Genomic DNA, 26,857 nt, shown 5'->3' on the forward strand with positions numbered 1-26,857 from the left:
TATGTTGGGCCTAAATGGTCAATTACTTAAAAATCAAATCAGAAAAGTCTGATCTAGAACTTGAACGTCCCGTATCAGTAGAGGGGGGGAATAATCTTTAAAAGGAACGATTTTCATATCGGATCCTTCGTAAAGATTTATGTAAGAATATATAAATGAAACAACAAAGAGTTGTTGCTCCGTGCTTAGTTTTTCAAATGAAACCTTTAAATCATCTTGGCCTGCAATGGCCAAGGTTTGATCTTCGCAACAACTTGTTTTATCCAAACTATGGTCATGTGATTCGCTGGCTTGTTGCATATCCATACCACAGGATTCCGCTTTGCCGAAAAAAGAAAAATCCACCAACTCATCGCCACAATAATGCTGATCAACGGCAAAGGAGAACGTCGATAACAACACTACCAGTGCCATTACAAAAGACGATATTTTGAAAAAACTCTTTTTCATTCGATATGCAAAACTACAACAATTTTAACAGGTCATTTTTGTTTAACACAATTTTAGTATTGAAAATTCGTGTTTTTTTTGTAGAATCAAGGCTAATGGAACTGATTTCTTTCCAACATGATTTAAATCATGTTCTCGCTTTGTATATTTTTTACCTTTGTATTCGGAGGGGTTGAAAATTAATTCATAATTGACTAAATTTCAGTTAATTATTAGCGAAGGAAAGTTGCCCCTTGTTGAACAATTCTTATTCAATTTAAAAAATTGAACCGCATTTTGAACAAAATATTGTCCGTTACATTAGCTTTCGCAGTGCTTTTTGCCACTACGTCATTTGCTGCGGAGATGCATTTTTGTTGCGACAAGCTAGTGGACATGGCGGTTTTCAGTAAGGCAAAGTCCTGTGCTGAAAAAATCCAACCAACAGAAAATTCTTCAAGAAAATGTTCTATTGGGGCAAAAGATTGTTGCAGCAATAAGACCTTTGTAAAACAAGGCGAGGATAATTTAAAGAAAACCAATTTTGAACAAAATATCCACGACTTAGTTTTTTTACACACTTTCTTCTATACTTATGTCAATCTATTTGAAAACCTTGATAAAAATGTAGTACCCTTCTTTGACTACGATCCGCCTTGGATTGAACGGGACCTAAATGTACTTCACGAAACTTTCTTGATTTGATTTTTATTTAAGCAGGTTAATGTTGTATTAATCTGTGCTTCCCATTGGCCAACAGTCCGTTGTTGGTTATCTATTGTCGCACCCATTTTCTAGCGACAACCTTTTTCGACCTGTATTTAATCGGATAATCAATCTTCCGACGGCTTTATAGTTTAGTTAAGAACATTAGCATTTTCATATATGGAATCCACTAGAATTTATTGGATCAAGAACATGGTCTGTAGACGGTGTCTGAAAGTTATAAAACAGGAACTTGAAGAAATCAATATCGAAGTACTTTCCCTTGAACTCGGAAAACTGACCGTGCGCGCATTCAACCTTGCCGATACCAAAATTGATGGTAAAGTGGCCGAGGTACTTCACACAAACGGGTTTGAAATCGCACGGAGCGAAGAGGATATGCTAGTGGAAGAAGTAAAGATCACTTTGATCGAACTCATCAATGATTTGCCCGCCCATTTAAAGGAAAAGACTTCCGAGCATTTGGCTTCTAAACTACATCGCGATTATAAAACGCTAAGCAAACTGTTCTCAAAAAACGAAAACACGACAATTGAAAAGTATTTCATCAAACTTAAGATCGAGAGAGTAAAAGAACTGATACAGCTTCAACAGTATACCTTTTCGGATATAGCCTATATGCTGGACTATAGTAGTGTAAACCATCTGTCGAGGCAGTTCAAGAACATCACGGGTATAAGCATGACCGATTATAAGAATGCTGAAGATTGGGAGCGCAAATTCTATGACGAAATTATATAAATAAGAAAGAAAGTTATGCAGATAAAGGTTCGGACGGTTACATACATTTATCCTGAGTGCTTGCTGTTACAAACACTACGCACTCACAGCTTTTAGTGATAAAAAGAATATTGAACCCGATAACGGAACAAAGGCGATTTGAGCAAATAAAATTCAATTAAAAAGTAAACCTTAAATCAAGTACAATGAAAACAGCGACACTATTTTTTTTGACGATCGGGTTGTTTGCCTTACATGGTTGCAACCAGAAAACTGACGTTAACGCAATGCTAGACAACTCCGAAACACGAAGTGAAATTTTTGATGCCATTGCGAACAACCACAAATACATGACCGGTTTTATGGACAACATGCAAGAAAGCGATCATGCAATGCAAATGATGCAGGGCAATACTAAAATGATGGGAAACATGATGCAGGCAGGCGGTATGCAGATGATGATGAAAGACAGTATGATGATTAAGAATATGATGAAGGACGGGAAGATGATGGGCAACATGATGAAAATGATGCACGAAAAAGGGATGATGAGCGAAGACTGTATGGAATCTTGTAAGAAAATGATGGAAGATAAGGGAATGGACATGAATGGAATGATGGGTAACATGCCATCGGGTTCTTCCAGTACCGATCACTCTGAAAATCACTAAAGTTTAATTTAAAAGAATACAGAACCATGAAAAATCACTGGTTATGGATGGTCATCGGATGTGGCCTACCCCTATTGCTAATTTTTTTCGCTCCCGCATTCGGAATCAAAGGCAACCTGACCCTATTCACTTTTATCGTAATCATGTTTGCCGTGCATTTGTTAATGCCAATGCGACACCGTGGCCACAGTCATGGTCTAACAGAGGATAACCTGAAAAGGAAAAGTGAAGAAAAACAGGACAAGGGCAAAGAACAGCACCAACATTGAAATCGAAAAACGGATGAAAAAGAAGTTTCAAATAGACGGGATAAGCTGTGGAGGCTGCATCACAAGGGTCAAGAAGGTTTTGGAAGCCCATGAGGCTATAGATGAGGCGAAAATATTCTTGAGTCCAAAAGGAGTTGCCAAAATCAATATGAACGAGAATCTTTCAATAAATGATTTGCAAAAACAACTCGATCAGCTTGACGGTTACACAATAACCGAAATAGATTAGAACAAATAAGTACTAACATTTAAAACAAAAAACTATGCATTATTTCGACGGACACTGGGGCGGTATGCACTTTATATGGTGGATCGTATGGTTGATCCTATTAGTCTGGATATTCTTTGTCCCATACGACATTCCTTATCGGAAAAACGAGAACGAGAACCCAAACGATATTCTTAAAAAGCGATTTGCCAAAGGCGAAATCTCGAAGGAAGAATATGAGGAATCAAAGAAAATTTTGGAATCTGATAAATAACAAAAAACGAAAATCATGAATCGAATCAACATAAAAAAATTAGGTTTTGCCATGGGGCTTACAGGAGCATTGGTATATCTGGGCTGTATGGTAGTAATGTTAACGGCCGGCCGTGAGGGAACAATAGATTTCTTCAACAGTTTGCTGCACGGGTTGGACACTACAAATATCATTAGAATGGATGTACCCCTTTGGGAAGCGGCTATAGGCATCGTTCAGACCTTTATCATAGGGTGGTTGATCGGAGCACTTATAGCGGCATTTTATAATGTACAGTTAAAAAACCAAAGAGTATGAAAAATATAGCAGTAATAGGATACGGTGTCATCGGAAAGAGAGTGGCCGATGCCTTAAAAGTACAGGACGATATGAACCTTGTCGGGGTATGCGACATCATTAGCGATTGGCGCATACAGACCGCCATAGAAAAAGGTTTTGCAGTGTTTGCCGCAACCAAGGAAGCCGATGAAGAAATGCGATCGGAGGGAATATCCGTTGCAGGTTCTATGCAAGAACTCTTGGAACGGGTGGATCTGGTTGTGGATTGTACCCCCAAAAAAATTGCGGCTAAAAATGTTGAAACCTATAAGAAAGAAGGCATCAAATTTATCGTTCAAGGTGGGGAAAAACATGAAACCACAGGCCATTCCTTTAGTGCCGAAAATAATTATGAATCGGCTATAGATTTGGATTCGACAAGAGTGGTTTCCTGCAATACCACATCCATCTTAAGAACACTGACCGCTCTAAAAAGAGCCGATTTGCTCGATTATGCAAGGGGCACTCTGTTAAGAAGGGCCACCGACCCTTGGGAAAGCCATTTGGGAGGCATTATGAATACCATGGTTCCCGAAAAGGAAATCCCTAGCCACCAAGGTCCGGATGCCCAAAGTGTAGATCCCGATCTCGATGTAATCACAGCGGCGGTAAAAGTACCCCAAACTTTGAGCCATATGCACTACTGGAACGTAAAGCTAAAGAAAAAGGCATCCAAAGAGGAAGTACTAGCTGCCCTTAAAACCTCGACCCGTATCAAATTGATACGCTACGATCAAGGGCTGGTCTCCAACAATACAATCAAGGAAATGTATCTGGATATGGGACGGCCTTGGGGCGATATGTACGAAGTTGCCCTTTGGGAAGACATGCTCAAAGTCGTGGGCGACGAACTGTTTTATGCCTATGTGGTAGACAACCAAGCTATCGTAATTCCTGAGACTATTGATGCCATACGGGCATTGACAGGTATCGAAAGTGATGGTCAAAAATCCATCGTCAAAACCAACGAAAGTTTGGGAATCAGTTAAAAAAAAAGACAATGAAAACATATGAACATATCGTGGAACTCTTGGGGGATAAAGCATCCCACTATCTGGACCACGTGAGCGAGAAAATAACCAAAGACGAATTGCAACTGCCTGAAAAAAATGTGGTGGACAAGGTATTTTTGAACAGCGACCGGAATACACGGGTCCTCGGAAGCCTATCTAAACTTTATAATCACGGCAACCTTGCAGGAACCGGATATCTGAGTATTCTTCCGGTAGATCAGGGCATCGAACATAGTGCCGCTTTTTCCTTCTATAAGAATCCCGATTATTTTGACCCTGAGAATATCATAAAATTGGCCATCGAAGCTGGCTGCAATGGGGTGGCCTCGACCTTTGGGGGCCTCGGCCTTTACGCTAGGAAATATGCGCATAAGGTTCCGTTCATCGTAAAAATAAATCACAACGAACTGTTGACCTATCCGAACAAATATGACCAAACGCTCTTCGGTACAGTGAAGGAAGCTTGGAACATGGGTGCAACGGCAATCGGTGCGACCATCTATTTCGGTTCCGAGGAAAGTAATCGGCAGTTGAGGGAGATTTCCGAGGCCTTTGCGGAAGCACACAGTCTTGGAATGGCCACCATTCTCTGGTGTTACACCCGCAACGAAGCTTTCAAAACCGATACGGAAGACTATCATTCATCGGCCGATTTGACTTCACAGGCCAATCATCTTGGGGTTACTATACAGGCGGATATCATCAAGCAAAAGTTGCCAACTACCAATTATGGATTCAAAAATATTGGATTCGGCAAATTTAACGATGCCATGTATGAAACCTTGACCACGGAACATCCCATTGACCTATGTAGGTTACAAGTGGCAAATTGCTATATGGGCAAAATTGGGTTGATCAATTCGGGAGGTGGCTCCAAGGGAGAATCCGACCTGACCGAAGCCATTATTACGGCAATCGTCAACAAACGGGCCGGAGGATCCGGTCTGATTCTGGGAAGAAAGGCTTTTCAGCGACCGTTCAAAGAGGGGGTTGAACTGTTACATGGCGTACAGGGCGTTTATTTAGAGAAGAAAGTAACCATAGCATAATGGATAATCAGGAATGTTCGATACGGAAATAAAATCACTGAAATCACTTAACCACTACCTGCAAAAATTGGTGGAAGATAGGTTATGGCTAAAAGTTATCATTGCACTGTTCCTTGGGGTCGGTCTTGGACTGTTGTTAAGTCCCCAAAATGGTTGGATAACCAAAAGCACTGCCGATGTTCTTGGCAATTGGTTGGCCCTACCTGGCATGCTCTTTCTCAAATTGGTTCAGATGATCATGATTCCCTTGATCGTTGCCTCCATCATTACAGGTATAGCAAGTAATGACAAGGAGAATCTGAAAAAGTTGGGTGGTGGGGTGCTCTTATATTTTATATCCACAACAATTATTTCGGTAACCATAGGTACAATCCTTGCCTTAATCTTTCGTCCTGGCAAGTATCTACATCAACAGGCCGTTGAGGATCATGAGGAGGCATTGGCCAATACTTCCGAAAGCACTGAATTATCATTCGGGATAAACGATATTCCAAATGCTATTACAAATTTGTTGCCCGACAATCCTTTGGCATCCATGGTAAGTGGCGAAATGTTGAGTATCGTCATTTTTACCATTATAATAGGTGTTGCCGTGTTGTCCCTTCCCGACGATTTGCTAAAACCTGTAAAATTATTGCTGAGTGCCATACAGGAAATCTGTATGACCGTGGTCAAGTGGGCCATGTTGTTGGTTCCAGTCGCCGTATTCGGATTAATGGCACAGCTGACCTCCAGTGTCGGTCTGAATTCACTTTCAGGTCTGGGCTTTTATGTGCTCGTCGTCTTGATAGGGTTATTGTTGTTGGTGGTAATTTACCTTATAGGTGTAAGCCTTTTAGGTAAGGGGAATCCGTTACAATTTTTACGTAAGATCAGGGATGTACAACTACTTGCATTCTCCACCACCAGCTCCGCCGCAGTAATGCCCCTTTCCCTTAAAACGGCTGAGGAAGAACTGGAAGTGGATCCTACCATTAGCAATTTCATAATACCCATTGGTGCTACCGTAAATATGGACGGTACGGCACTCTATCAGACCATAACCACCCTGTTTATTGCCCAAGCCTATGGATTGGAAATGGGATTGTTGAATGTCATTGTGGTAGTGGTTACCATCGTGGCAGCTTCCATTGGTACTCCGGCAATACCCGGAGGGGGCGTAGTGATTTTGGCTTCTGTACTGTCCGGTGCAGGTATACCAGCCGAGGGAATTATCATAATCATAGGGGTAGAACGGTTACTGGGAATGTTCCGGACGGCAGTTAACGTTACCGGAGACCTTACCGCCTGTATGGTGTTCAATCGATTTTATGGAAATCAGCCGGCCATAGGCTCAGATGGCGTATTAAAAAATCAAGAAGAGTATTCCACTGTTTAAAAACTAGAAAATGAAAAGAATGACCGATGACATGAATGTTTAACAAACAAAGATTGAACTATGGACACAAATATTAAACATATAGGCGTATTTACCTCTGGAGGCGATTCCCCTGGAATGAATGCAGCACTGTACGCCATTTCAAAAGCTGCCGAAATAAACAATATAAGATTAAGCGGTATCCGCAGAGGCTATGAAGGGTTGATCGACGGCGATTTTGTAAAGTTGAAACCTAATGAAATGCAAAAAATTGTCCATCGGGGCGGTACCGTATTAAAGACGGCACGAAGCTCACGTTTTTTGACTTTGGAGGGAAGAAAACTTGCTTTGGACAACCTTTTGAAAAACAAAATCGATGCCTTAATAGCGATTGGTGGCGACGGCACTTTTAAAGGTCTACTTGTTTTTTCGGAACTATGTGAACTACCCTTTGTGGGGATTCCCGGCACCATAGACAACGATCTGGCCGGTACCGATTTTACCCTTGGTTTTGATTCGGCGGTTAATACAGCCATTGATAATATAGATAAAATCAGGGATACGGCAGAATCGCATAACCGCATATTCTTGATCGAAGTAATGGGCAGGGATTGCGGGTACATTGCCATTAATGCCGGATTGGGGGTCGGTGCGGATGCTATTTTAATTCCTGAAAGTGGACAGGACTTCGTCCGTTTACTTGATAAGATTAAAAATTATGAAAGTGAAGATGCATTTATCGTAGTTGTTGCCGAGGGCGATGAACTGGGGGCTGAAATTACAGCATCAAAAATTAAGGAATTGAACCCCGAAGTAGATCTGCGCATTACAAAATTGGGTCACGTACAGCGTGGTGGTAATCCGTCTGCTCTTGATAGGATGTTGGGCATACGGCTCGGGGCAGCTTCCGTAACCGCCCTCATGAATGGTGAAAGAAATGTAATGGCAGGAATCCTTGATAACCAACTAAAATTTACCCCATTTGACAGCGTGGTAAAGCAGCATCAGGTAAATGAAGAGCTATATGAATTATTGAAAACTTTGAACACATAAAAGATGAAAATGACCGTATTCAGCACCCATCAATTTGAAAAACCGTATTTGGAATCTGCGAACAATGATACGCATGAACTCAAACTGCTCGAAGTACGATTATCTGAAAATACGGTTTCCTTGGCACAGCATGCTGAAGCCGTATGTTTATTTACGGGCGACGATGCATCGGCGCCTGTTTTGGAAAAACTAAAGGATCTCGGGGTAGCATATATAGCACTTCGTTCGGCAGGTTTCAATCATGTGGATATTAAAAGAGCAAATGAACTGGGCCTAAAGGTGGCAAGAGTTCCGGCCTATTCTCCTTATGCAGTGGCCGAACACGTGTTGGCTCTGATCCTAGGCCTGAACAGAAAGCTCACAAGGGCGCATAACAGGGTTCGGGAGCAGAACTTCTCCCTAAACGGATTAATAGGTTTCGATATGAACGGCAAGACCGCCGGAATAATAGGAACGGGAAAGATCGGGGCCGTCTTGACAAAAATCCTACATGGTTTTGGATGTAAGATACTGGCATATGATGTTGAAAAGGATGAGAAGTTGGTCAAAGACTATGGAGTCCAATATACGGACTGTAAAACGCTTTGTAGCAAATCCGATATCATCAGTCTTCATATCCCCTTGACTTCCGAAACAAAGCATTTGATCGATGATGACCATATTGCCTTAATGAAGAAAGGGGTCATGCTAATCAATACGAGTAGAGGGGGCCTAGTGGATACCAAAGCCGTCATCGAAGGATTGAAAACGGGTAGGATCGGATATTTTGGAATGGATGTTTACGAGGAAGAAGAAGGATTGTTCTTCGAAGACCGCTCGGACGAAATACTACAAGATGATGTCATTGCGCGTCTAATGACTTTCAACAATGTTTTGATAACCAGCCATCAGGCTTTTCTGACCGACACGGCATTGACAAATATTGCCGAGACCACAATCTACAATTTGGATTGCTTTGAGAAAGGAAAGAATTCTGAAAATGAAGTTTTTTAATTAAGAAAAAAATACGAACACAATAGTTATATAAACTTAAAATATGGATCGAGTAAAGAATAAAGTGGCCATTGTCACGGGAGGTGCCTCCGGCCTAGGAAAATCAAGTGCTATTTTGTTGGCGCGGGAAGGAGCAAAAATAGTTGTAACCGATATAGATGAAGAAAATGGAAATGAGGTAGTTCAACACATAAGGAATAGTGGCGGTGAGGCCATATACATTGAACAGGATGTATCCAAAGAAAATCAATGGGAAATGGTTATCGAAACTACGCTCAAAAAATTTGGAAAGCTACATGTCGTAGCTAATGCCGCAGGTATTGGACTCGGTGGAACGGTAGAAGAAGTTAGCCTTGAAGATTGGAAAAACCTTTTGGATATAAATCTGAACGGCACCTTCTTAGGCACCCAATATGGCATCAAGGGGATGAAAGAGACCGGAGAGGGCGGCTCAATCATCAATTTCTCGTCTATCGAAGGACTTATTGGTGACCCCAATCTACCAGCATACAATGCGAGTAAAGGCGGTGTTACCATATTTACCAAATCTGCTGCGCTCCATTGCGCCAAACAAGGTTACAAGATTCGGGTCAATTCTATTCATCCAGCTTATATCTGGACACCGATGGTAGAAAATTTTCTGAAAGCCCAAGGTGATGTAGAAGAAGGTAAAAAACAATTGGAAAGTTTACACCCCGTCGGACATTTGGGAGAACCCGATGACATAGGTTATGGCGTAGTATATCTGGCCTCTGATGAATCTAAATTCATGACCGGCTCCGAATTGGTAATCGACGGGGGTTACACAGCACAATAAATATTATACCCAAAAAATTAGAAAGAATGAAAAATATACTTGTACCCACAGATTTTTCCGAAAACTGCACTAAAGCTGCCAATCTCGGAATAGCCATGGCCAAACTTTTTGATGCCGAAATCCATTTTTTCCATTTGATACAGACCCCTGTGGATTGGGTAAATCTGGACAAGCAAAAGGAAAAACGGTATCCTGAAACCTTAAAAAAAATCGGTAGTGCAAAATCCGCTTTACGCGAGCTGGAAAGGAAGGCCGAAAAGGAACATCTAAAATGTCAAACTTTCTTGCAATATCAGGTAAGCACCAGTAATATTTTAGAACATTCGGGGCATTTCGACCATGATTTTATCATCACGGGGAGCAGTGGCACCAAAGGCACGGTTAGGGAATTGTTCGGTAGCAACGTTGAGCAAATAGTACGAAAATCGGATGTGCCGGTAATCGTGGTCAAAGAGGAAGAGGTTTCATTTCCATTTAAGAATATCGTGTTCGTTTCTGATTTTGAAGAGGATGTAAGTGAAGCCTTTAAGCATGTAATCTCCATCGCTGACAAATGTAATGCACATATCCGTCTATTGCGCGTCAATACCAAAACGGATACTAATAGTATCGAAGCGGGACTAAATCCGATTAAAACTTTCCTTGAAAAGTTCCCAGACCTGAAAAATTATTCCATGTTCGTCAATAATGAACCTTCGGTAGAAACGGGGATCAATACCTTCTTAACCTATGAACCAGCTGATTTGATTGCCATGTGCACGCATGGAAATACTGGTTTTTTAAGCTTGTTTTCCAAAAGTATCGCAGAGGGTGTGGCAAATCATTCCACGCTTCCGGTAATGACGATTAAAATTTAAATAAACCATATCAAAATGTCGGGAAGCTTACTTCAAATACGAGAAAAACCCTTTTACAAATTATTGTTGGGAAGAACGATTTTGCCCCTTGTTACTATTTTGGGTATTGGTATCCTGTATGTTGTTTTAATGTCAATGGTCGATCATAAATCGTTGCCATTCCACATTATCATTGTAACAGCAGCATTGAGTAAGACCATCGTCATTACGATGACCACTTTAAAACGGTTATCAAAATTGATAAAAATTTGTCATTCATTGGAGCGATTGCTATGGGTTTTTGGTTTGATAATCATCATAAGTATTTTTTCTTTTGCGACTGATTATGCATGCCTTTTTCAATTCAGCCATTCTACATTTGAAGGCGTACCCGATTATTCAAATTCGTACCTGTACAATTTGTACCACTTTTTCTACTTCAGTGTGATAACTTTTTCAACGGTGGGCTACGGCGATATAATTCCAACGTCCGATGTAGCCCGGTTCGTTGTTATGCTCGAAATATTCTTAAGTTTTTTCTTGATCGTCTTCGCTTTGGCCAATATTAAAAAAATACACATCAATGGATAAGATAAATATCATAAAGGCAAGCGGCGAGAAAGCACCTTTTGAAATAGAAAAAGTGATACGTTCATTAGAACGGGCGGGTGCCGATAAATTGTTGGTCAAAGAGATAGTTCAAGATATTGATAAAAAAGTTCATGACGGAATGACTACCAAAAAGATATATCAAATGGCCTTTAACACATTAAAGAGAAGGTCTAGGGTTAGTGCTTCAAAATACAAGCTCAAAAAAGCTCTAATGGAACTGGGGCCATCAGGCTATCCCTTTGAAAAATTTGTTGGCAAAATTTTGGAGCACGAAGGCTTTGATGCAAAAGTCGGGGTGATCGTACAAGGAAACTGTGTACAGCACGAAGTGGATGTGATTGCCCAAAAGGAGAATAAACACTTTATGATTGAATGCAAATACCATAGTGACCAAGGACGGTTTTGCAATGTGAAAATCCCGCTCTACATCCAATCTAGATTTTTGGATGTCCAAAAGCAATGGGAAAAGCAAGAAAGCCACAAAAACAAATCACATCAAGGCGGTGTGTACACTAATACCCGTTTTACGACCGATGCCATGCAATATGGAAACTGTGTCGGGTTGATGCTGACCAGTTGGGATTATCCTAAAGGAAGAGCGTTAAAGGATAGAATAGACAAAGCTGGCCTGCATCCCTTAACCTCACTGACCACGATTACCAAATCGGAGAAATCGAAATTGTTGGAACAGGAAATCGTACTCTGTAGGGAAATAAAGGACAATCCCGATGTGTTGAAAAAAGTTGGGATTGATGGGGCCAGACGAAAAAAGATTCTAGCGGATTCACAAAGTCTATGCGAAACCCATCAACCAAACACTTGAATTATGACCGATAGCACTATTAATATCCATTTTTTAGGAGCGGCCGGTACTGTTACCGGCTCCAAATATCTTTTGGACACAGGGGATAGAAAAATACTTATCGATTGCGGTCTATTTCAGGGGATCAAAGAACTACGCTTAAAAAACTGGGAATATCCACCTGTAAACGTCAACGAAATTGATGCCGTATTGCTTACCCATGGCCATTTGGACCATACGGGCTATCTGCCAAGGTTGGTAAAGCAAGGCTTTAGGGGACCCATTTATGGCACCTACCCCACTCTGGACATCGCCAAGATTATATTGAACGATAGTGCCAAAATACAAGAGCAAGAAGCCGAACGTGCCAATAAGGAAGGGTATTCAAAGCACGATCCGGCAAAACCCTTGTATGATTTAAAGGATGTTGAAAAGACTATTCTGTATTTCAAGGGAGTACCGCCCGGCCAGTGGCTCCCCCTGTTAAAGAACGTAAAAGCAAGATTTCAGTATAACGGGCATATTCTCGGGGCAATCCATATTGAATTGGATGTGCAGGGTAAACGATTCGTTTTTTCAGGGGATATTGGTAGAACAAACGATTTGCTCTTGTATCCCCCAGTAAAGCCAAAAAGGGCGGATGTGTTGTTTATGGAATCAACGTATGGTGGCAGGTTCCATCCCGAAGAGGAAGAGGCCATCCCTCTCATAGAAAAATTGGTCAACGAAACCCTTACACGGGACGGTAGTCTTTTCATTCCAAGTTTTTCGGTTGAACGCGCCCAATTGATGATGTTGATATTTTGGAGGCTATTAAAAGAAAACAAAATTCCGAAAGTCCCCATGATAATGGACAGTCCCATGGGGGCCAATGTCTTGGAACTATTTCACAGAACGCGGGACTGGCATAGGTTGGAAGATGACGAGTGTGACAAAATGTGCTCCCACTTTACCGTTGTTAGCAGCTACCGTGAAACTATGGAACTGAGAAGTGATGATAAATCAAAAATTGTCATTGCCGGAAGCGGAATGCTCACAGGCGGCAGAATGTTGAACTATCTGGAAACCCAGGCACAAAATCCTGATAACACCTTACTCTTTGTTGGCTATCAAGCGGAAGGTACCCGTGGAAGAAAATTATTGGAAGGAGAAAAGGAATTAAAAGTGTATGGAAAGACCGTATCCTTCAAAATGCAAGTGGCCGAGATTGAAGGACTTTCGGCCCATGCAGACCATGCCGAATTGTTGGATTGGTTGAGTGATGTAAAGGAACCGCCAGAGAAAATATTTATAGTTCATGGCGAAAAAGAAGGGGCCGAGGCCTTAAAACAGGGAATCAAGGAAACCTATGGTTGGAATAGTGAAATTCCTCAACTCTATGGTATCGAAAAGTTAAAGTAGGTAAGAAATTACGAAAGAATAACATGGAAATGGAAAAAAAATCAAACATCCTCAAATACAAATCGCTAGGCATTTACACGCAAAATGAAAACGTTGTGTATATGCGAGAAGATTGTCATGTCTGTATTTCAGAAGGGTTTGAGGCATTGACCCGAATAAGGGTATCGAACATGAGCACCTCAGTAATTGCAAGCCTCCATATCATTACTTCGGATGTACTTAGGCAGGGCGAAATAGGGCTGTCACAAATAGCAGCAAAAAAACTCAACGTATCTGACGGCGAAACGTTATATGTATCCCATTTGGAACCCATTGAATCATTGAGTTTTGTAAGGGCGAAAATTTATAATCAAAGACTCGATTACAAAGCCTACACGGATATTATTACGGATATCATCGAAGGGAATTATTCAAACATCCATCTATCGGCATTCATTACAGCATGTGCAGGCGACCGAATGGATTTAGATGAAATCTCGGATCTTACCAAGGCAATGATTACCTCGGGAAAACAACTGGATTGGAAGAAGAAAATAGTGGTGGACAAACACTGTATCGGGGGGTTGCCGGGCAATAGAACTACACCTATCGTTGTAGCAATTGCCGCCGCTTACGGGTTGACCATGCCCAAAACGTCCTCACGGGCCATTACCTCGCCTGCTGGTACGGCCGATACCATGGAAGTATTGACGAATGTGACCCTTTCTGGCGAAGAAATCAAACGTGTCGTGGAACAGGAGGGCGGCTGTTTGGTATGGGGCGGCACTGCGGAATTAAGCCCAGCGGACGATATTCTTATCAAAGTCGAGAAAGCACTCGATATTGATAGCGAAGGCCAGCTAATCGCCTCCGTACTGTCCAAAAAAGCGGCTGCAGGTGCTACCCATGTGGTCATCGACATTCCTGTTGGGAAAACGGCCAAGGTGCGCAGTGAAGAGGCCGCGCAAAAACTCAAGGAACATATGGAAGCCGTAGGCAATGCAGTAGGGCTTAAAATAAAGGTGGTCATTACCGATGGCAGCCAGCCCGTGGGAAGGGGTATCGGCCCTAATTTAGAGGCGGTTGATGTGCTAAGTGTTTTGCAGAATAAGAGGGATGCGCCACAAGACCTAAAAGAACGGGCATTATTGTTGGCGGGGCACCTCTTGGAACTATCGGAAAAAGTGGAAACAGGAAAAGGCCTTGATACAGCGAAAGAATTGTTGGAAAACGGAAAAGCTTATCAAAAATTCGAGGCCATCTGCAAGGCCCAAGGAAGATTTTCAAAAACCTATGTTGCCCCTTACCAATTTGAGATGCATGCACCTAAACGTGGTAAGGTCAAAAAAATAAACAATCGAAAGATTGCAAAACTTGCAAAGCTATCGGGGGCGCCACAATCCAAATCGGCAGGCATTTCGATGAACGTCCGGTTGGGCGATGAGATAGAAAAGGGGGAATTGCTCTATATACTCCACGCGGAAACAAATGGCGAACTGAACTATGCCTTGGAATATTATGAGAATCATGATGATATAATTACAATCCAATAAAAAGAACTTATGCAAACGATATTGTTTAGCCTTCCCGGCAACCAAGAACTAACGGAACTCTTGGCAAAGAAAATGAATGCTGAAATCGGGGAATGTGCGATACGTAAATTTCCCGACGGCGAATCCTATACCCGTATCCTTTCCGATGTGAAAGGAAAATGTGTGGCAATGGTCTGTACCCTTCACGAACCCGATGAAAAGTTGTTGCCACTTTACTTTTTGAGCCATACGGCCAAATCATTGGGGGCAATGTGTACCTGTTTGGTGGCACCCTATTTGGCTTATATGCGCCAAGACAAGGTTTTTAACGAAGGTGAGGGGGTTACCTCCACCTATTTTGGAAAATTGATTTCGGGCTTTGCCGATAGTATCACGACCGTCGATCCCCATTTGCATCGCATAAGTTCTTTAGGCGAGGTATATGATATTCCGAATAGGGTTATCCATGCCGCGGATGCCATCTCCAAATACATCAAGGAAAATATACACAATCCGGTATTAATAGGCCCTGATTCCGAAAGCGAGCAATGGGTCTCCGATGTGGCGGAAAAAGCCGGAGTTCCGTTTACCGTATTGCAAAAGGTGCGCCATGGCGATCGTGATGTTGAAGTTTCCGTTCCCGATGTAGACAAGTATGAGGATTGCACACCTGTTTTGGTGGATGATATTATATCTACGGCCCGGACTATGATAGAAACCACAGAACATTTGAAAAATGCCGGAATGAAACCAGCAATATGCATAGGTATACATGCCGTTTTTTCCGGAAATGCCTATCAAGACCTTTGGGATGCCAATGTAGAGAATATCATTACGTGTAATACAATTCCACATCAATCCAACGGCATTGACTTGAGTGATATCATTGCCAAAGAAGTAACTGAACTGATGTACCATACATGAAAAGTACCATTGGCATATTGACCGTTTTATTGTCATCCTTTTTTTCACAGGCACAAGAAGAAATGCTTATAGGCCAACTCGCCGACAGATTGGTCGTAAGGGAAAATTATGATGAAAATGGCGCTTTTCTTAATAAGCAAACCTTTCAGGCGGGAGGGTTAATAGAAACGGATGGATATTATGAAATTGAGGTAGAAACCGAATTCTTTGATGAAAATGGGAAATCAACGGATAAATACTCCACCACCTATCGCTGTCGGCCAGAAGCATCGAGCGTTATGGTAATGGCATTTCCATTTTCAAATCGAAAATCAAAAGAAACCGAAATAAACACCAGTTCCAAAAATTTCAAGGATTTATACGACATGGACAATTTGAAAGATGTTGAACTCGAAATAAGTTTTGATTCGGGATTACTGGATTTTTTCGGCTCAAAAAGTAAGATCAACATTTTTGACAGAAAGCTGAATACTGAAACAAAGGAAATCCAAATCAATTCAAAACTCACGGCGAAAGCCTATACGTGGGGTATACGCATTAAGGAACTTGAGTATTCGGTACTTGAAAAAATATCGAAAAAAGGGCTGCTGTCCTTTCAAAAATTCGAAGAAAACGATGGCAGCTATTTTACGATAATCTATAAATAAAAACAAAGAAAATGAAGAGTTACGATACACTTTCAGAGGCGATAAACGCACTTCAAAATAGAGGGTATACCTATGATTTCAACCTCAACCCCCACTGTTTGGAATGTGCCGCCCTAAAATTGGAAATAAATCCCGAAGATTTTGAGGTGGATGAAATGCACCGCTTTGAAGGAATGAGCAGTACCGATGACAACAGCATCCTGTATGCAATTTCATCCAAAGACGGAATCAAGGGCACTCTAGTCGATGCCTATGGGGTATATGCACAGAACATCTCCGAAGAAATGCGAAAAAAACTACGATAACACTTAAATAAAGAACATGGAAAATCACGAGCATCACAAGCACAATCATAGCAAAAGAAGTAAGGATTCCGCAAAGGAAAAGGCAGTAGATAAAAAGACCGAATTGAAAGATTCACTGGCCGAAAAAACCGAGCATGGCCATACCAAAGCCATGGATAAGGAACACAAAATGAGCCATGACGACCATTCAGGCCATAATCCGAAACATGGGCAGATGGGTCATGACCACCATAAGATGATGATCGCTGACTTTAGAAAACGTTTTTGGGTAACCTTGGTACTTACCATACCTATTCTATTTCTGTCGCCGATGATCCAGGAATTTTTCGGCTATGAATTTTTGCTGCCGGGCAATCCGTACATTCTATTTGCGCTATCGTCCATAGTGTATTTCTATGGTGGCTGGCCATTTTTAAAGGGGTTCTGGTCTGAGGTAAAAAAAGGTGCCCCGGGAATGATGACCCTGATTGCCATGGCTATAAGTGTGGCCTATTTTTACAGTTCGGCTACCGTTTTTGGTCTTGAAGGTGTTGATTTCTTTTGGGAACTGGCTACCCTTATAGCTATTATGCTCGTAGGCCATTGGATAGAGATGAAGAGTGTTCTGGGAGCTTCTAAAGCCTTACAGCTATTGGTTAGTATGATGCCCGCCGAAGCACACCTCGTAAAAGGCGATACGATAGAGGACATAGCACTGGAAGATTTATTGAAAGGTGATCTGATCCTGATAAAACCAGGAGAGAAAGTTCCTGCGGACGGTATTATCGTAGAAGGTTCCAGTTATTTGAACGAATCGATGCTTACAGGAGAATCCAAACCTGTAAAAAAAGAACTGAACGACAAAGTGATAGGTGGTTCGGTAAACGGGAACAGTAGTTTAAAGGTCAAGGTGGAACATACCGGTAAGGATAGTTATCTAAATAAAGTGATAACCATGGTCGAGGAAGCCCAAAAAACAAAATCCAAAATGCAAAACCTTTCAGATAGGGCTGCCAAATGGCTTACCTATATTGCATTGGCGATTGGTTTTGGCACATTGGCTGTTTGGCTAGTATTGGGCTTCCCCTTTGTATATGCCTTGGAACGGATGGTTACGGTTATGGTCATTGCCTGTCCTCACGCACTGGGTCTTGCCATTCCATTGGTGGTAGCCATTTCCACAGCAGTTTCTGCACAGAACGGATTATTGATCCGCAACAGGACGGCATTTGAAGAATCCCGAAAAATATCCGCTCTGCTTTTTGACAAGACCGGAACGCTGACCAAAGGAGATTTTGGCGTTACCCGTATAGAATCGGTAGATAATAACTATTCCTCTGACGAAGTCCTACGGCTTGCCAGTGCCCTAGAACAAAGTTCCGAACACCCCATTGCAGTTGGCATTATCAAAAAAGTCAAAGAGGATAAGATAACAATCCCTAAACCTGAAAATTTTAATTCCATTACCGGAAAAGGTGTTGAAGCGACTGTAGAGGGCAAAAAGATAAAAGTGGTAAGCCCCGGTTATTTACGGGATGAAAAAATAACCATTCCAGAAGATGCTTACAGCGATGCTGCGGAAACGGTGGTTTTTGTCCTTATCGATGGAAAATTGGTGGGATATATCGCCCTTGCCGATGAGATCAGACCGGAATCCGCCGAAGCGATTAGAGTATTCAAAAAGAACAATATAAAAGTACTCATGGCAACAGGAGACAATGAAAAGACCGCAAAGGCAGTAAGTGAAAAACTGGGGCTTGACGGTTATTATGCCGAAGTTTTGCCCCACCAAAAAGTTGAAATCGTAGAGCAATTACAAAACAAAGAAGAATTTGTTGCCATGACCGGCGATGGGGTAAACGATGCACCTGCACTGGCAAAGGCCGATGTGGGAATCGCAGTTGGCTCGGGCACCGATGTTGCCGCAGAGACCGCCGATATTATTCTGGTCAACAGTAATCCGCAGGACATAGCCAACCTGATTTTATTCGGCAAGGCCACTTACAACAAAATGATCCAAAACCTGATTTGGGCAACCGGTTATAATGTTGTGGCTATTCCCTTAGCAGCTGGAGTCTTGTATTCTTCAGGATTTGTCCTAGGTCCGGCGGTCGGTGCTGTTTTTATGAGCCTGTCTACTATCATTGTGGCCATCAACGCTCAATTACTAAAGAGGAAAATTGCGAAGAAATAAATGGACAAGCCACAAAAACTTGGCAGGATATTTTTGATTCTGCTAAGTTTATTTGTCGTTATGCTAGGGTACGGGATACTGCTGCCCATACTCCCCTACTATACCGAAAGACTGGCATTAAAGGATAATTTAGATGCCGACCGGATTAACTTCCATATCGGCATGTTGACCAGCATTTATCCGTTATTCCAACTCATATTCGTAATTGTATGGGGCAGACTTTCGGATAAGTATGGTCGTAAGCCCATAATTCTAGTGGGCCTTATCGGATTTATAGCAATGAACTTGCTGACCGGACTGGCCACTTCGCTTGCCATGCTCTATGCCGCCCGTATCTTAGGGGGAATATTCACTTCATCTGTCATCCCTGTAAGCAATGCCTATCTAAGTGATATAACCTCGCAAAAACGAAGAACCAAAATAATGGCATGGTCAGGTGTTGCAATTAGTTCTGGTGTTATTTTCGGCCCTGTTTTGGGCGGCCTCTTATCCCAGACCAATATACATTGGGAACTTTCTTTTTGGGTATTTCATTTTAACCGATTTTCGGTTCCATTTCTCTTTGCAGCCGTATTAGGTTTTATCGTGTTGCTCGTAATTGTAAAATGGTTGAAGAATACAGCCGTTGCGACCAAGATCAGAGAAAAATCGACAAAATTCAGTTTCTCCTTTAGTCATTATTTTATGGTACTATTAGCACTGTCTTTTGTCATGCAATTTGTTGTGACCCTCTTTGAAACCGTATTTTCAATTTATGGCAAGGATGAATTAGCGTTCAATAGTAATCAAGTCGGTATTGGCTTTATGCTTTGCGGTTCTGTGATGGCAGTCTTACAGCCTGTTTTTGCTACTTATGGGGAAAAGATAATGACCTCGAAACAGCAAATCACGTTAGGCTTATTGATAACAGGGGTATCGCTCGTAGTATTCCCCTTTTTACAAAATGAGCTATCTGTATATGGCATGATAATACTATTTGCCAGTGGCGGTGCCATGGTAACCCCAAACCTGCTTTCGGCGGTCTCTATGTTATCCAAGGAAGATACGGGAAGTAATATTTCCATTCAAAGCTCCACGAACAGTATCGGACAGATTTTGGGACCTGTGTTGGGAACATGGTTGTTGGCAGGTGGCTTTTATTATCCCTTTATAATTGCAGGATTAGTCGTTTTGGTTGCAATAGGATTGGTTTATTATCTACAACCAAAAAATTAGGGATTCTTATTATTGTGATAAAAAAGTAACTTTATTTTATATGGGATATGAAAAAGGAATAATATGTTTATTGGTCTTGTAAAGTTAAGTTGTTTACTAGATTAATATTTTAAAATCGAACAAATAACGAACTAATTTAAAAGATTAAATTTTTAAAATATTTAAAATCAATTATTTATCATCGTTAAGATGATACACAGAACGTATATCACACCATGAAAGAATAGCTTTGTACTCAGAATACTTAATTGAGGTCGCTTTAAGCGGCCTTTTTTGATGGTCTGAAATATGAAAGCTGAAAGTTAGGTGCCATTTATCAACTATTGATGCGATTGAAAATAGATTATTTTGTAACGGGTATCTTGTTGGTCATACTATTGGCCTATCTTTTTCCACATGTGATAACTGGGGGTACAGTTGAACTTTTAAATACTGTAAGTAGCATTGGAATTTCTTTAATTTTCTTCTTTTACGGACTAAAACTAAGTCCTGATAAATTAAAGTCTGGGTTAGGTAATTTTAAGTTACATCTCTTAATTCAGGGTGCAACCTTTCTACTGTTTCCGGTATTAGTGCTGTTCTTTAGACCATTAATAACTACAGAGGAGCAAGAAACCCTATGGCTAGCCTTCTTCTTTTTGGCCGCCCTACCCTCTACGGTAAGCTCGAGTGTTGTAATGGTCTCCTTGGCCAAAGGAAATATTCCTGCTGCTATTTTTAACGCCAGTATTTCAGGTATTATTGGAGTTCTGGTCACTCCTTTATGGATGGGATTTTTTTGGGATAATTCTGAAATCAATTTTAATCTAAAGGAAATATATATCAATCTCCTCCTTCAGGTTTTGGTTCCGGTATTTGTGGGGATGTCACTTCAACGGTTTTTCGGCGCCATTGTACAGCAAAATTCCAGTAAACTCGCCACCTTCGATAAAGCGGTCATCCTACTGATAATCTATAAAAGCTATGTAAAATCGTTCAATGAAGATTTATTTGGAAATATTTCTTGGATGGACTTAGCACTACTCTTGGTGGGGGCAGGCATTTTATTCGTTGTAGTTTATTATTTGCTACAATTTATTTCAAAATTCCTGGGCTTCTCAATGGAAGACAGAATCACCGCACAATTTTGTGGCACGAAAAAGTCATTAGTACACGGTACCGTGTTTTCAAAAATTCTATTTGGCAGTATGGCCATACAGGGAATTATATTATTGCCCTTAATGGTGTTTCATATTATGCAAATGATTGTTATTAGTGCAATTGCAAATACATACGACAGAAGAAATTAAAACAATCCTTAATAAGCAATATACTTAGAAAAAGCGGCTCAATGAGCCGCTTTTTACCACTACTAACTAATAAAACCTAAAACAACCAAATACTATACTAATAGGTGGTTAGTGTAAAAGCATAGAGCTATATGATCAAAACTGTTGTATATATTTTGGGGTATATACGAACTGTTTGCAAATTGGTTTTAAAAAAGATGATTTTTTTTAGTAAGCATAATAAAAAAGAGGCCTAAAAGACCTCTTTAATTAGATAGTAAAAAATTTAACGTTGTATTATCAAAGTGCGGGAATAACTCGTACCCTTTTTATCTATTACTTTTAAAAGATATTGACCTTTGGAATACTGGCTGACCTCTATGCCGTACGAATCTTCATTTTTTACCTCCTTGGGAGCGTACGATTGAAGTAACCTTCCAGACATATCAAAGAGATAAATAGCCGTTAATATAGTTGGTTTATCAAAACTAATGTTGGTACTAACAGAGGCTTGGTTGGGATACAGTAGCATTTCATTCACTGAAGCAGTTAAATTGGTCTGTTTCAATTCGGAACTTTCAGCTATCGTAGATAATCCATTTAAAGAACCACGAATTATCTCAATACCATTGATGACCGGATGGCGCTGTCCACCTACCTCGTCACGTGAATCAAAATCTATATTCAATTCTCCATCGGTTACCGTTACCGTATGGGTCTTGACCAACATGGCCTCTGCACCAACTTCTGCATAAATATCCAGGTCATTTTCTACTAGATTGCTTTCCAAGCTTACATCAAAGACACGTAAACCTGTACCACCGGTTCCACCACCTGTTGCCCCGAACCAAAGTTCCGCAAAATGAAGTTTGACGGTATATTCACCATCCGGTACCGGTATAGTATACCCCATCTGCTGTGAACGGCTAAACCTAAAGGTCTGGTAAGGTTCGGGCAAGCCTGTTTGAGGGCGGTCTAAAGTCCTGCCAGTATCGTAGTATTGGTCATCCGCGAAGGTCTCATTATTGTAGGTAGTTGAAGTTCCACCTGTATTGATCCGGAGGGCAAAATCTTGTGTATTATCACAATCTTCGGTTTTTCCGGCATCGTTGATTTCCCACCCATAGGCATCGATAAGATGCTGTCTGGCCTCTTCGGCATCGCAATATTGGTTTTTGGGGGCATCCAAGGTAACCCCGTTTTGCAACGAGGCTAGCTGGCTCCATCCTATTAGTATATTGTCATAATTCTCGTTGGAAAGACCAGAGTTTTCGAACATAACTTCCATATTTGCCACGTTCGATATATCCCAATCCCCGATATCTTGGTTAAAAGAACCTGCAAAGAAGAACATGGCGGACATATCCGTCACGTTCGAAACATTCCATCCCTCAATATTCTGGTTAAAAGACCTGGCGACCCAGAACATGCGCGTCATATCGCTTACGCTGGAAACGTCCCATCTCCCTATATCTTGGTTAAAAGCATCGGCACTGAAGAACATATAGCTCATATCAATCACGTTGGAAACGTTCCAATCGCTGAATGCCGGTGTGCCAATTAGATTATCACAATCGCCGAACATTCCGTTCATCGATGTCACCCGTGAAAGATCGGGTACGTCGGTGGCCACTACGTCAAGTGAGGCGCAATCAAAAAAAGCATTTTGCATGCTACTCCATTCGATATCGCCCCATTGTTCGACAGTAAGTAGCTTTAAACCGTCGGTCTCAACATACTTATCAGCAGGAAAAACATTTAAATCAATCCTTGGGAAATCACCGTTTATTGATACCGTATAGATACCGGGAGCTTTATAGGTATGGGTAATATCTCCTGTCACATTTTCAGAAGTGGATCCATCACCCCAATCTACATAATAATTATAGGTTTCCCCAGAATAAGTAGTTATGGTAATCTGGTTGTCTTCCGAAATTCCAAAATTATCGGTTTTCCAAGTGGTTACAAAGGGTCGTTCTTCTGGTTCGATAACTTGACCTAAAATTTCAATGGCATTGATCACCGGGTGGCGTTCTCCGCCAACTTGATCCCTTGAATCAAAATCAATATTCAACTCGCCATCGGTTACAGTTACTGTGTACGATTTTTTAAGTATGGCATCCGCCCCAACCTCAGCAAAGATGTCCAAATTATCTTCTGATAAAATTCCTTCAATATTTACATCAAAAATTCGGCTACCTACTCCACCTGGCCCCCCGTCAGTGGCCCCAAACCATAATTCTGCGAAATAAAGGTTAACCGTATACTCGCCATCGTCCAAAGGAATGTTATAGCTCATCTGTTGGGAGCGGCTGTACCTAAAACTGCGATAAGGATCTGGCAAACCTGTTTGCGGCCTATAAAGCGTACTGCCCGTATCAAAGTAGTTATCGGCTTCAAAAGCTTCACCGTTATAGGTTGCTGATGTACCGCCTGTGTTGATACGGAAAGCGAAATCGTTGGGTTTTGAGCAAGGGTTTTGTGTTCCTATTTCAAAAGTCTTAATGCTATCAGCATTATTTGTGCGATCTTCACAACTAATTTCATAAATACCATGAGTAAGATTTCTTGCTATAAAATAATCATGCTCATCATCATATACCCAAATCTCGTCTAAATTAGACGCATACCTAGAATTATTTCCTGCTGCATCTAAAAGTATTGCATAACCATCAGCCGCATCACATGATGAAGCACTATAGGTTTCAATAGAAATAGCGTCACAATGGTTAACAATCTCATAGTTTATTGTCAATGAATTGCCTTCCAACCCTCCTTCATTTATTTCTGAAAATGGTGTTGCTGTTATCTTATGAATGCCAAAATCTGCTCCTTCGTTCCAAATTGGTTCTGAATTATCTAAGTTGCGGGATATTGTTTTAGTACCTAAAGGTCCTTCTAACTCATAACGTATACTTTTAACATTATTAGATACCACCGCTTCAAATCCTGCAAAAAATGCACCATCTTGAAACTGGTAAAGCTTGTCACCATCATAAAGCCCGCCTACTAAATTTGGCGCACTACCGCTAGACCTATAATACGCAAAACCTTCTATGGCCATATCTTGAATCGGTGGTACCACATCAACGGCCACGATATCAAAATTCATATCGTTTTCATCATCCATTACTGTAAGCCTAAATACATAATTACCTTCTGCCAAGTTTGAAACCAACAACTGACCATCTCTAGGGTTATCTAACACCGCCTGGTTGGGTCCACTAACTTGCGACCATTGGTATACCACAAAACCACCATCGGGGTCATTGCCCGCTCCGTTCAACATTAAAGAATCTGTGGTTAGTTCCCATTGTAGATCGTCACCTGCATTTGCCGTTGGTGGTAACATGGAATTGGTTGCCAGCGGTAACGACAGTGTTTGGTCAATAATCGTATTGCTATGGGTAATAGGCCTTCCTCCAGCTACAATAAGCTCATTATCAAAAGCCTGCACTGCAGCCTCCTCTAAACCGTTCCCGGGAAGCTTACAAATTTCCGACCATGAATTTGTGGCTGCATCATATTCCGAAATATCAGGAATCACAACCCCGTTCTGAACACCACCGCTAATAAGTATCTTTCCATTGTGCCAAGTGGTTGCCGCTTTAAAATGAGATCGAGGTCTGGCTAAATCTGCTAAACGGGTCCATTGATCGGTAGTTGGATTATAAGCATGTACGAACTTGGTATCATAACGGGGACCGTCATGCCCTACCTGACCTCCAATGGCATAAATGAGTCCATTCAAAGCAATACCGCTATGGTGATTTCGCGGTTCTGGCATTGGGGCCAGAGATGACCAACCAGCTTCCTCATTCTTTAAATCCAATACTAAATGATCTCCAACAACTGTTTGCCTATCCGGTAATAAACCCCCAAAGTGATATATCTTATCTCCTAAAAGAGCCGTGGCTCCGGACCCCATATCCCTTGGTAATTCGGGTCCCATTCTCCAAGAATCGGTAAGCACATTGTATATCTGAACCACATTTGTGGCAACACCGGGGTTATCTCCTGCAAAACCACCAATTAACCAAATTTCATCCCCTGTAGCAACCGCAGCTGTATGCGTCACTGGTAATGGCATTGATGCACCAATTTGCCATGAATCGTTCGGTACATTATAAATCTCCGTTTCTGGAACTACTTTTATTCCTCTTTTAAAACCTCCTAGAACATATAGTTTATCTCCAATTTTTTGACTAACTCCTTCAAATCTTTCGATATGCGAGTCCGCCATTTCAGTCCATTCGCAACTAGCTTGAGTAATGGTCCATATGAAGGACTGTGATTTTGAACCTACCCCTTGTTGCGAAACGGTAACCGTTACGTCGTGTATTCCATTTTTATTTTCCCCACCTGCGAGAGCCAATTCTGTAATGGTTCCAGTTAAATTTCCTGAAGAATCAATTGTAATACCATCGGGTTGACCAGAAATTGAATAAGTATAATTCTGGGTCGGGTCTCCACCGGAAACTATAACTTGATCATTAACAACATCATTCACGTCATCAATTTTATTAGAAATAGGCTGCAAATTCAATTCTTGATCTTGAGTTTGCTCACCCAGTACTTCAATAGCGTTGATCACCGGGTGGCGTTCGCCGCCCACTTGATCCCTTGAATCAAAATGAATGTTTAAAGTACCATCGGTCACGGTAATCGCATAAGTCTTTACCAACATGGTCTCTGCCCCTACCTCTGCAAAGATATCAAGGTTGTCCTCGGCCAATTGCCCTTCAAGGCTTACGTCAAAGACGCGCTTGCCGGCACCGCCCTCTCCACCGCCGGTGGCCCCGAACCAGAGTTCGGAAAAATGGAGGTTAACAGTATATTGACCATTGGGAACGGGTACATTATAGGTCATCTGTTGCGATCTGCTGAACCTAAACGAGCTATAAGGTTCCGGAAGGCCTGCTTGAGGTCTATTTAAAGTACTACCCGCGTCAAAAGCGAAATCGTTGGAAAATTTTTTTCCAAAATAGGTAGTTTCATTACCTCCTGAGTTAATACGCACTTCATAATTATTAGTCTCAGGTTGTTGTGCTCTTAGACCAAAAAAGAAAATAAAGAGAAATAGAACATTGAGTAGTTTGGTTTTCATAAAGTGTTAGCTTGGTGTTTATTTGACATCTAAAGTAATGACATTAAATAATTTACAAGCGTTAGGTCGATGAAATAGAAATTGACTCGACAAACTGTTTTTTTAAACCAATTACAGTAAATCTTTATTTATACTTACATTATCAGGTTAAAGCAAAAA

At 41.3% G+C, this 26,857-nt stretch carries 26 protein-coding genes; 24 read left to right on the plus strand and 2 right to left on the minus strand.

Annotated elements, in window-relative coordinates:
• Positions 1-33: 33 nt before the first annotated feature.
• Positions 34-450, minus strand: a complete 417-nt coding sequence (locus IL355_RS11760; protein ID WP_192462319.1) for an HYC_CC_PP family protein — start codon at positions 448-450, stop codon at positions 34-36.
• A gap of 276 nt (positions 451-726) precedes the next feature.
• On the opposite strand from IL355_RS11760, the gene IL355_RS11765 reads away from it, so the two are divergent.
• From IL355_RS11765 to IL355_RS11880, 24 genes are all read left to right on the plus strand, one after another.
• Positions 727-1,134: an HYC_CC_PP family protein gene (locus tag IL355_RS11765; protein WP_225621217.1), complete on the plus strand. Its 408-nt coding sequence runs from the start codon at positions 727-729 to the stop codon at positions 1,132-1,134.
• A 180-nt stretch (positions 1,135-1,314) separates the two neighbouring features.
• The gene (locus tag IL355_RS11770; RefSeq protein ID WP_192462321.1) at positions 1,315-1,896 is read left to right on the plus strand and encodes a helix-turn-helix domain-containing protein; all 582 of its coding nucleotides are present in this window, start codon (positions 1,315-1,317) and stop codon (positions 1,894-1,896) included.
• A gap of 185 nt (positions 1,897-2,081) precedes the next feature.
• A complete protein-coding gene (locus IL355_RS11775; RefSeq protein WP_192462322.1) occupies positions 2,082-2,546 on the plus strand; it encodes a hypothetical protein in 465 nt (154 codons plus the stop codon).
• A 26-nt stretch (positions 2,547-2,572) separates the two neighbouring features.
• The gene (locus IL355_RS11780) at positions 2,573-2,815 is read left to right on the plus strand and encodes a hypothetical protein (RefSeq protein ID WP_192462323.1); all 243 of its coding nucleotides are present in this window, start codon (positions 2,573-2,575) and stop codon (positions 2,813-2,815) included.
• Between the two features lie 13 nt (positions 2,816-2,828).
• Entirely contained in the window at positions 2,829-3,044 is a 216-nt protein-coding gene (locus IL355_RS11785) for a heavy-metal-associated domain-containing protein (RefSeq protein WP_192462324.1), read from the plus strand.
• A 34-nt stretch (positions 3,045-3,078) separates the two neighbouring features.
• Complete coding sequence (locus tag IL355_RS11790; RefSeq protein ID WP_192462325.1) at positions 3,079-3,297, plus strand: SHOCT domain-containing protein; 219 nt, start codon at positions 3,079-3,081, stop codon at positions 3,295-3,297.
• A 15-nt stretch (positions 3,298-3,312) separates the two neighbouring features.
• Positions 3,313-3,594, plus strand: coding sequence for a DUF5676 family membrane protein (locus tag IL355_RS11795; protein WP_192462326.1), 282 nt, complete (start codon positions 3,313-3,315; stop codon positions 3,592-3,594).
• Positions 3,591-4,604, plus strand: a complete 1,014-nt coding sequence (locus tag IL355_RS11800; protein ID WP_192462327.1) for a type II glyceraldehyde-3-phosphate dehydrogenase — start codon at positions 3,591-3,593, stop codon at positions 4,602-4,604. The genes IL355_RS11795 and IL355_RS11800 overlap by 4 nt, the downstream gene beginning before the upstream one ends.
• 11 nt (positions 4,605-4,615) lie before the next feature.
• The gene (locus tag IL355_RS11805; protein WP_192462328.1) at positions 4,616-5,677 is read left to right on the plus strand and encodes a class I fructose-bisphosphate aldolase; all 1,062 of its coding nucleotides are present in this window, start codon (positions 4,616-4,618) and stop codon (positions 5,675-5,677) included.
• 13 nt (positions 5,678-5,690) lie between these two features.
• Positions 5,691-7,055 carry a dicarboxylate/amino acid:cation symporter gene (locus tag IL355_RS11810; protein ID WP_192462329.1) on the plus strand — a complete coding sequence of 455 codons (1,365 nt, stop codon included), beginning with the start codon at positions 5,691-5,693 and terminating at the stop codon, positions 7,053-7,055.
• 60 nt (positions 7,056-7,115) lie between these two features.
• Positions 7,116-8,087 carry an ATP-dependent 6-phosphofructokinase gene (locus tag IL355_RS11815; RefSeq protein WP_192462330.1) on the plus strand — a complete coding sequence of 324 codons (972 nt, stop codon included), beginning with the start codon at positions 7,116-7,118 and terminating at the stop codon, positions 8,085-8,087.
• Positions 8,088-8,090: 3 nt separating this feature from the next.
• On the plus strand, positions 8,091-9,080 hold the full coding sequence (locus IL355_RS11820) for a 2-hydroxyacid dehydrogenase (protein ID WP_192462331.1): 990 nt from the start codon (positions 8,091-8,093) through the stop codon (positions 9,078-9,080).
• Positions 9,081-9,123: 43 nt separating this feature from the next.
• Positions 9,124-9,897: an SDR family oxidoreductase gene (locus IL355_RS11825; RefSeq protein WP_192462332.1), complete on the plus strand. Its 774-nt coding sequence runs from the start codon at positions 9,124-9,126 to the stop codon at positions 9,895-9,897.
• Between the two features lie 26 nt (positions 9,898-9,923).
• Positions 9,924-10,754 (plus strand): universal stress protein, encoded by an 831-nt coding sequence (locus tag IL355_RS11830; RefSeq protein ID WP_192462333.1) that lies wholly within the window; start codon positions 9,924-9,926, stop codon positions 10,752-10,754.
• 15 nt (positions 10,755-10,769) lie between these two features.
• Entirely contained in the window at positions 10,770-11,324 is a 555-nt protein-coding gene (locus tag IL355_RS11835; RefSeq protein ID WP_192462334.1) for a potassium channel family protein, read from the plus strand.
• Entirely contained in the window at positions 11,317-12,168 is an 852-nt protein-coding gene (locus IL355_RS11840) for an ATP cone domain-containing protein (protein ID WP_192462335.1), read from the plus strand. Before IL355_RS11835 ends, IL355_RS11840 begins: the two co-directional genes overlap by 8 nt.
• A 3-nt stretch (positions 12,169-12,171) precedes the next feature.
• Positions 12,172-13,548 (plus strand): MBL fold metallo-hydrolase RNA specificity domain-containing protein, encoded by a 1,377-nt coding sequence (locus IL355_RS11845; RefSeq protein WP_192462336.1) that lies wholly within the window; start codon positions 12,172-12,174, stop codon positions 13,546-13,548.
• A gap of 29 nt (positions 13,549-13,577) precedes the next feature.
• The gene (locus IL355_RS11850) at positions 13,578-15,080 is read left to right on the plus strand and encodes a thymidine phosphorylase family protein (protein WP_192462337.1); all 1,503 of its coding nucleotides are present in this window, start codon (positions 13,578-13,580) and stop codon (positions 15,078-15,080) included.
• A 9-nt stretch (positions 15,081-15,089) separates the two neighbouring features.
• Positions 15,090-15,983, plus strand: coding sequence for a ribose-phosphate pyrophosphokinase (locus IL355_RS11855; protein ID WP_192462338.1), 894 nt, complete (start codon positions 15,090-15,092; stop codon positions 15,981-15,983).
• Positions 15,980-16,630 carry a hypothetical protein gene (locus IL355_RS11860; protein ID WP_225621218.1) on the plus strand — a complete coding sequence of 217 codons (651 nt, stop codon included), beginning with the start codon at positions 15,980-15,982 and terminating at the stop codon, positions 16,628-16,630. The genes IL355_RS11855 and IL355_RS11860 overlap by 4 nt, the downstream gene beginning before the upstream one ends.
• An 11-nt stretch (positions 16,631-16,641) precedes the next feature.
• Positions 16,642-16,935, plus strand: a complete 294-nt coding sequence (locus IL355_RS11865; RefSeq protein ID WP_192462339.1) for a phosphoribosylpyrophosphate synthetase — start codon at positions 16,642-16,644, stop codon at positions 16,933-16,935.
• Positions 16,936-17,086: 151 nt separating this feature from the next.
• Positions 17,087-19,108 carry a copper-translocating P-type ATPase gene (locus tag IL355_RS11870; protein ID WP_225621226.1) on the plus strand — a complete coding sequence of 674 codons (2,022 nt, stop codon included), beginning with the start codon at positions 17,087-17,089 and terminating at the stop codon, positions 19,106-19,108.
• The gene (locus IL355_RS11875) at positions 19,109-20,323 is read left to right on the plus strand and encodes an MFS transporter (protein ID WP_192462341.1); all 1,215 of its coding nucleotides are present in this window, start codon (positions 19,109-19,111) and stop codon (positions 20,321-20,323) included.
• A gap of 326 nt (positions 20,324-20,649) precedes the next feature.
• Positions 20,650-21,612 (plus strand): bile acid:sodium symporter family protein, encoded by a 963-nt coding sequence (locus tag IL355_RS11880; protein WP_192462342.1) that lies wholly within the window; start codon positions 20,650-20,652, stop codon positions 21,610-21,612.
• A 265-nt stretch (positions 21,613-21,877) separates the two neighbouring features.
• On the opposite strand, the gene IL355_RS11885 is transcribed toward IL355_RS11880, so the two are convergent.
• Positions 21,878-26,698, minus strand: a complete 4,821-nt coding sequence (locus IL355_RS11885) for a malectin domain-containing carbohydrate-binding protein (RefSeq protein ID WP_192462343.1) — start codon at positions 26,696-26,698, stop codon at positions 21,878-21,880.
• Positions 26,699-26,857 lie beyond the last annotated feature (159 nt).

The sequence above is a fragment of the Euzebyella saccharophila genome (assembly GCF_014855495.1).
GTDB lineage: Bacteria > Bacteroidota > Bacteroidia > Flavobacteriales > Flavobacteriaceae > Euzebyella > Euzebyella saccharophila.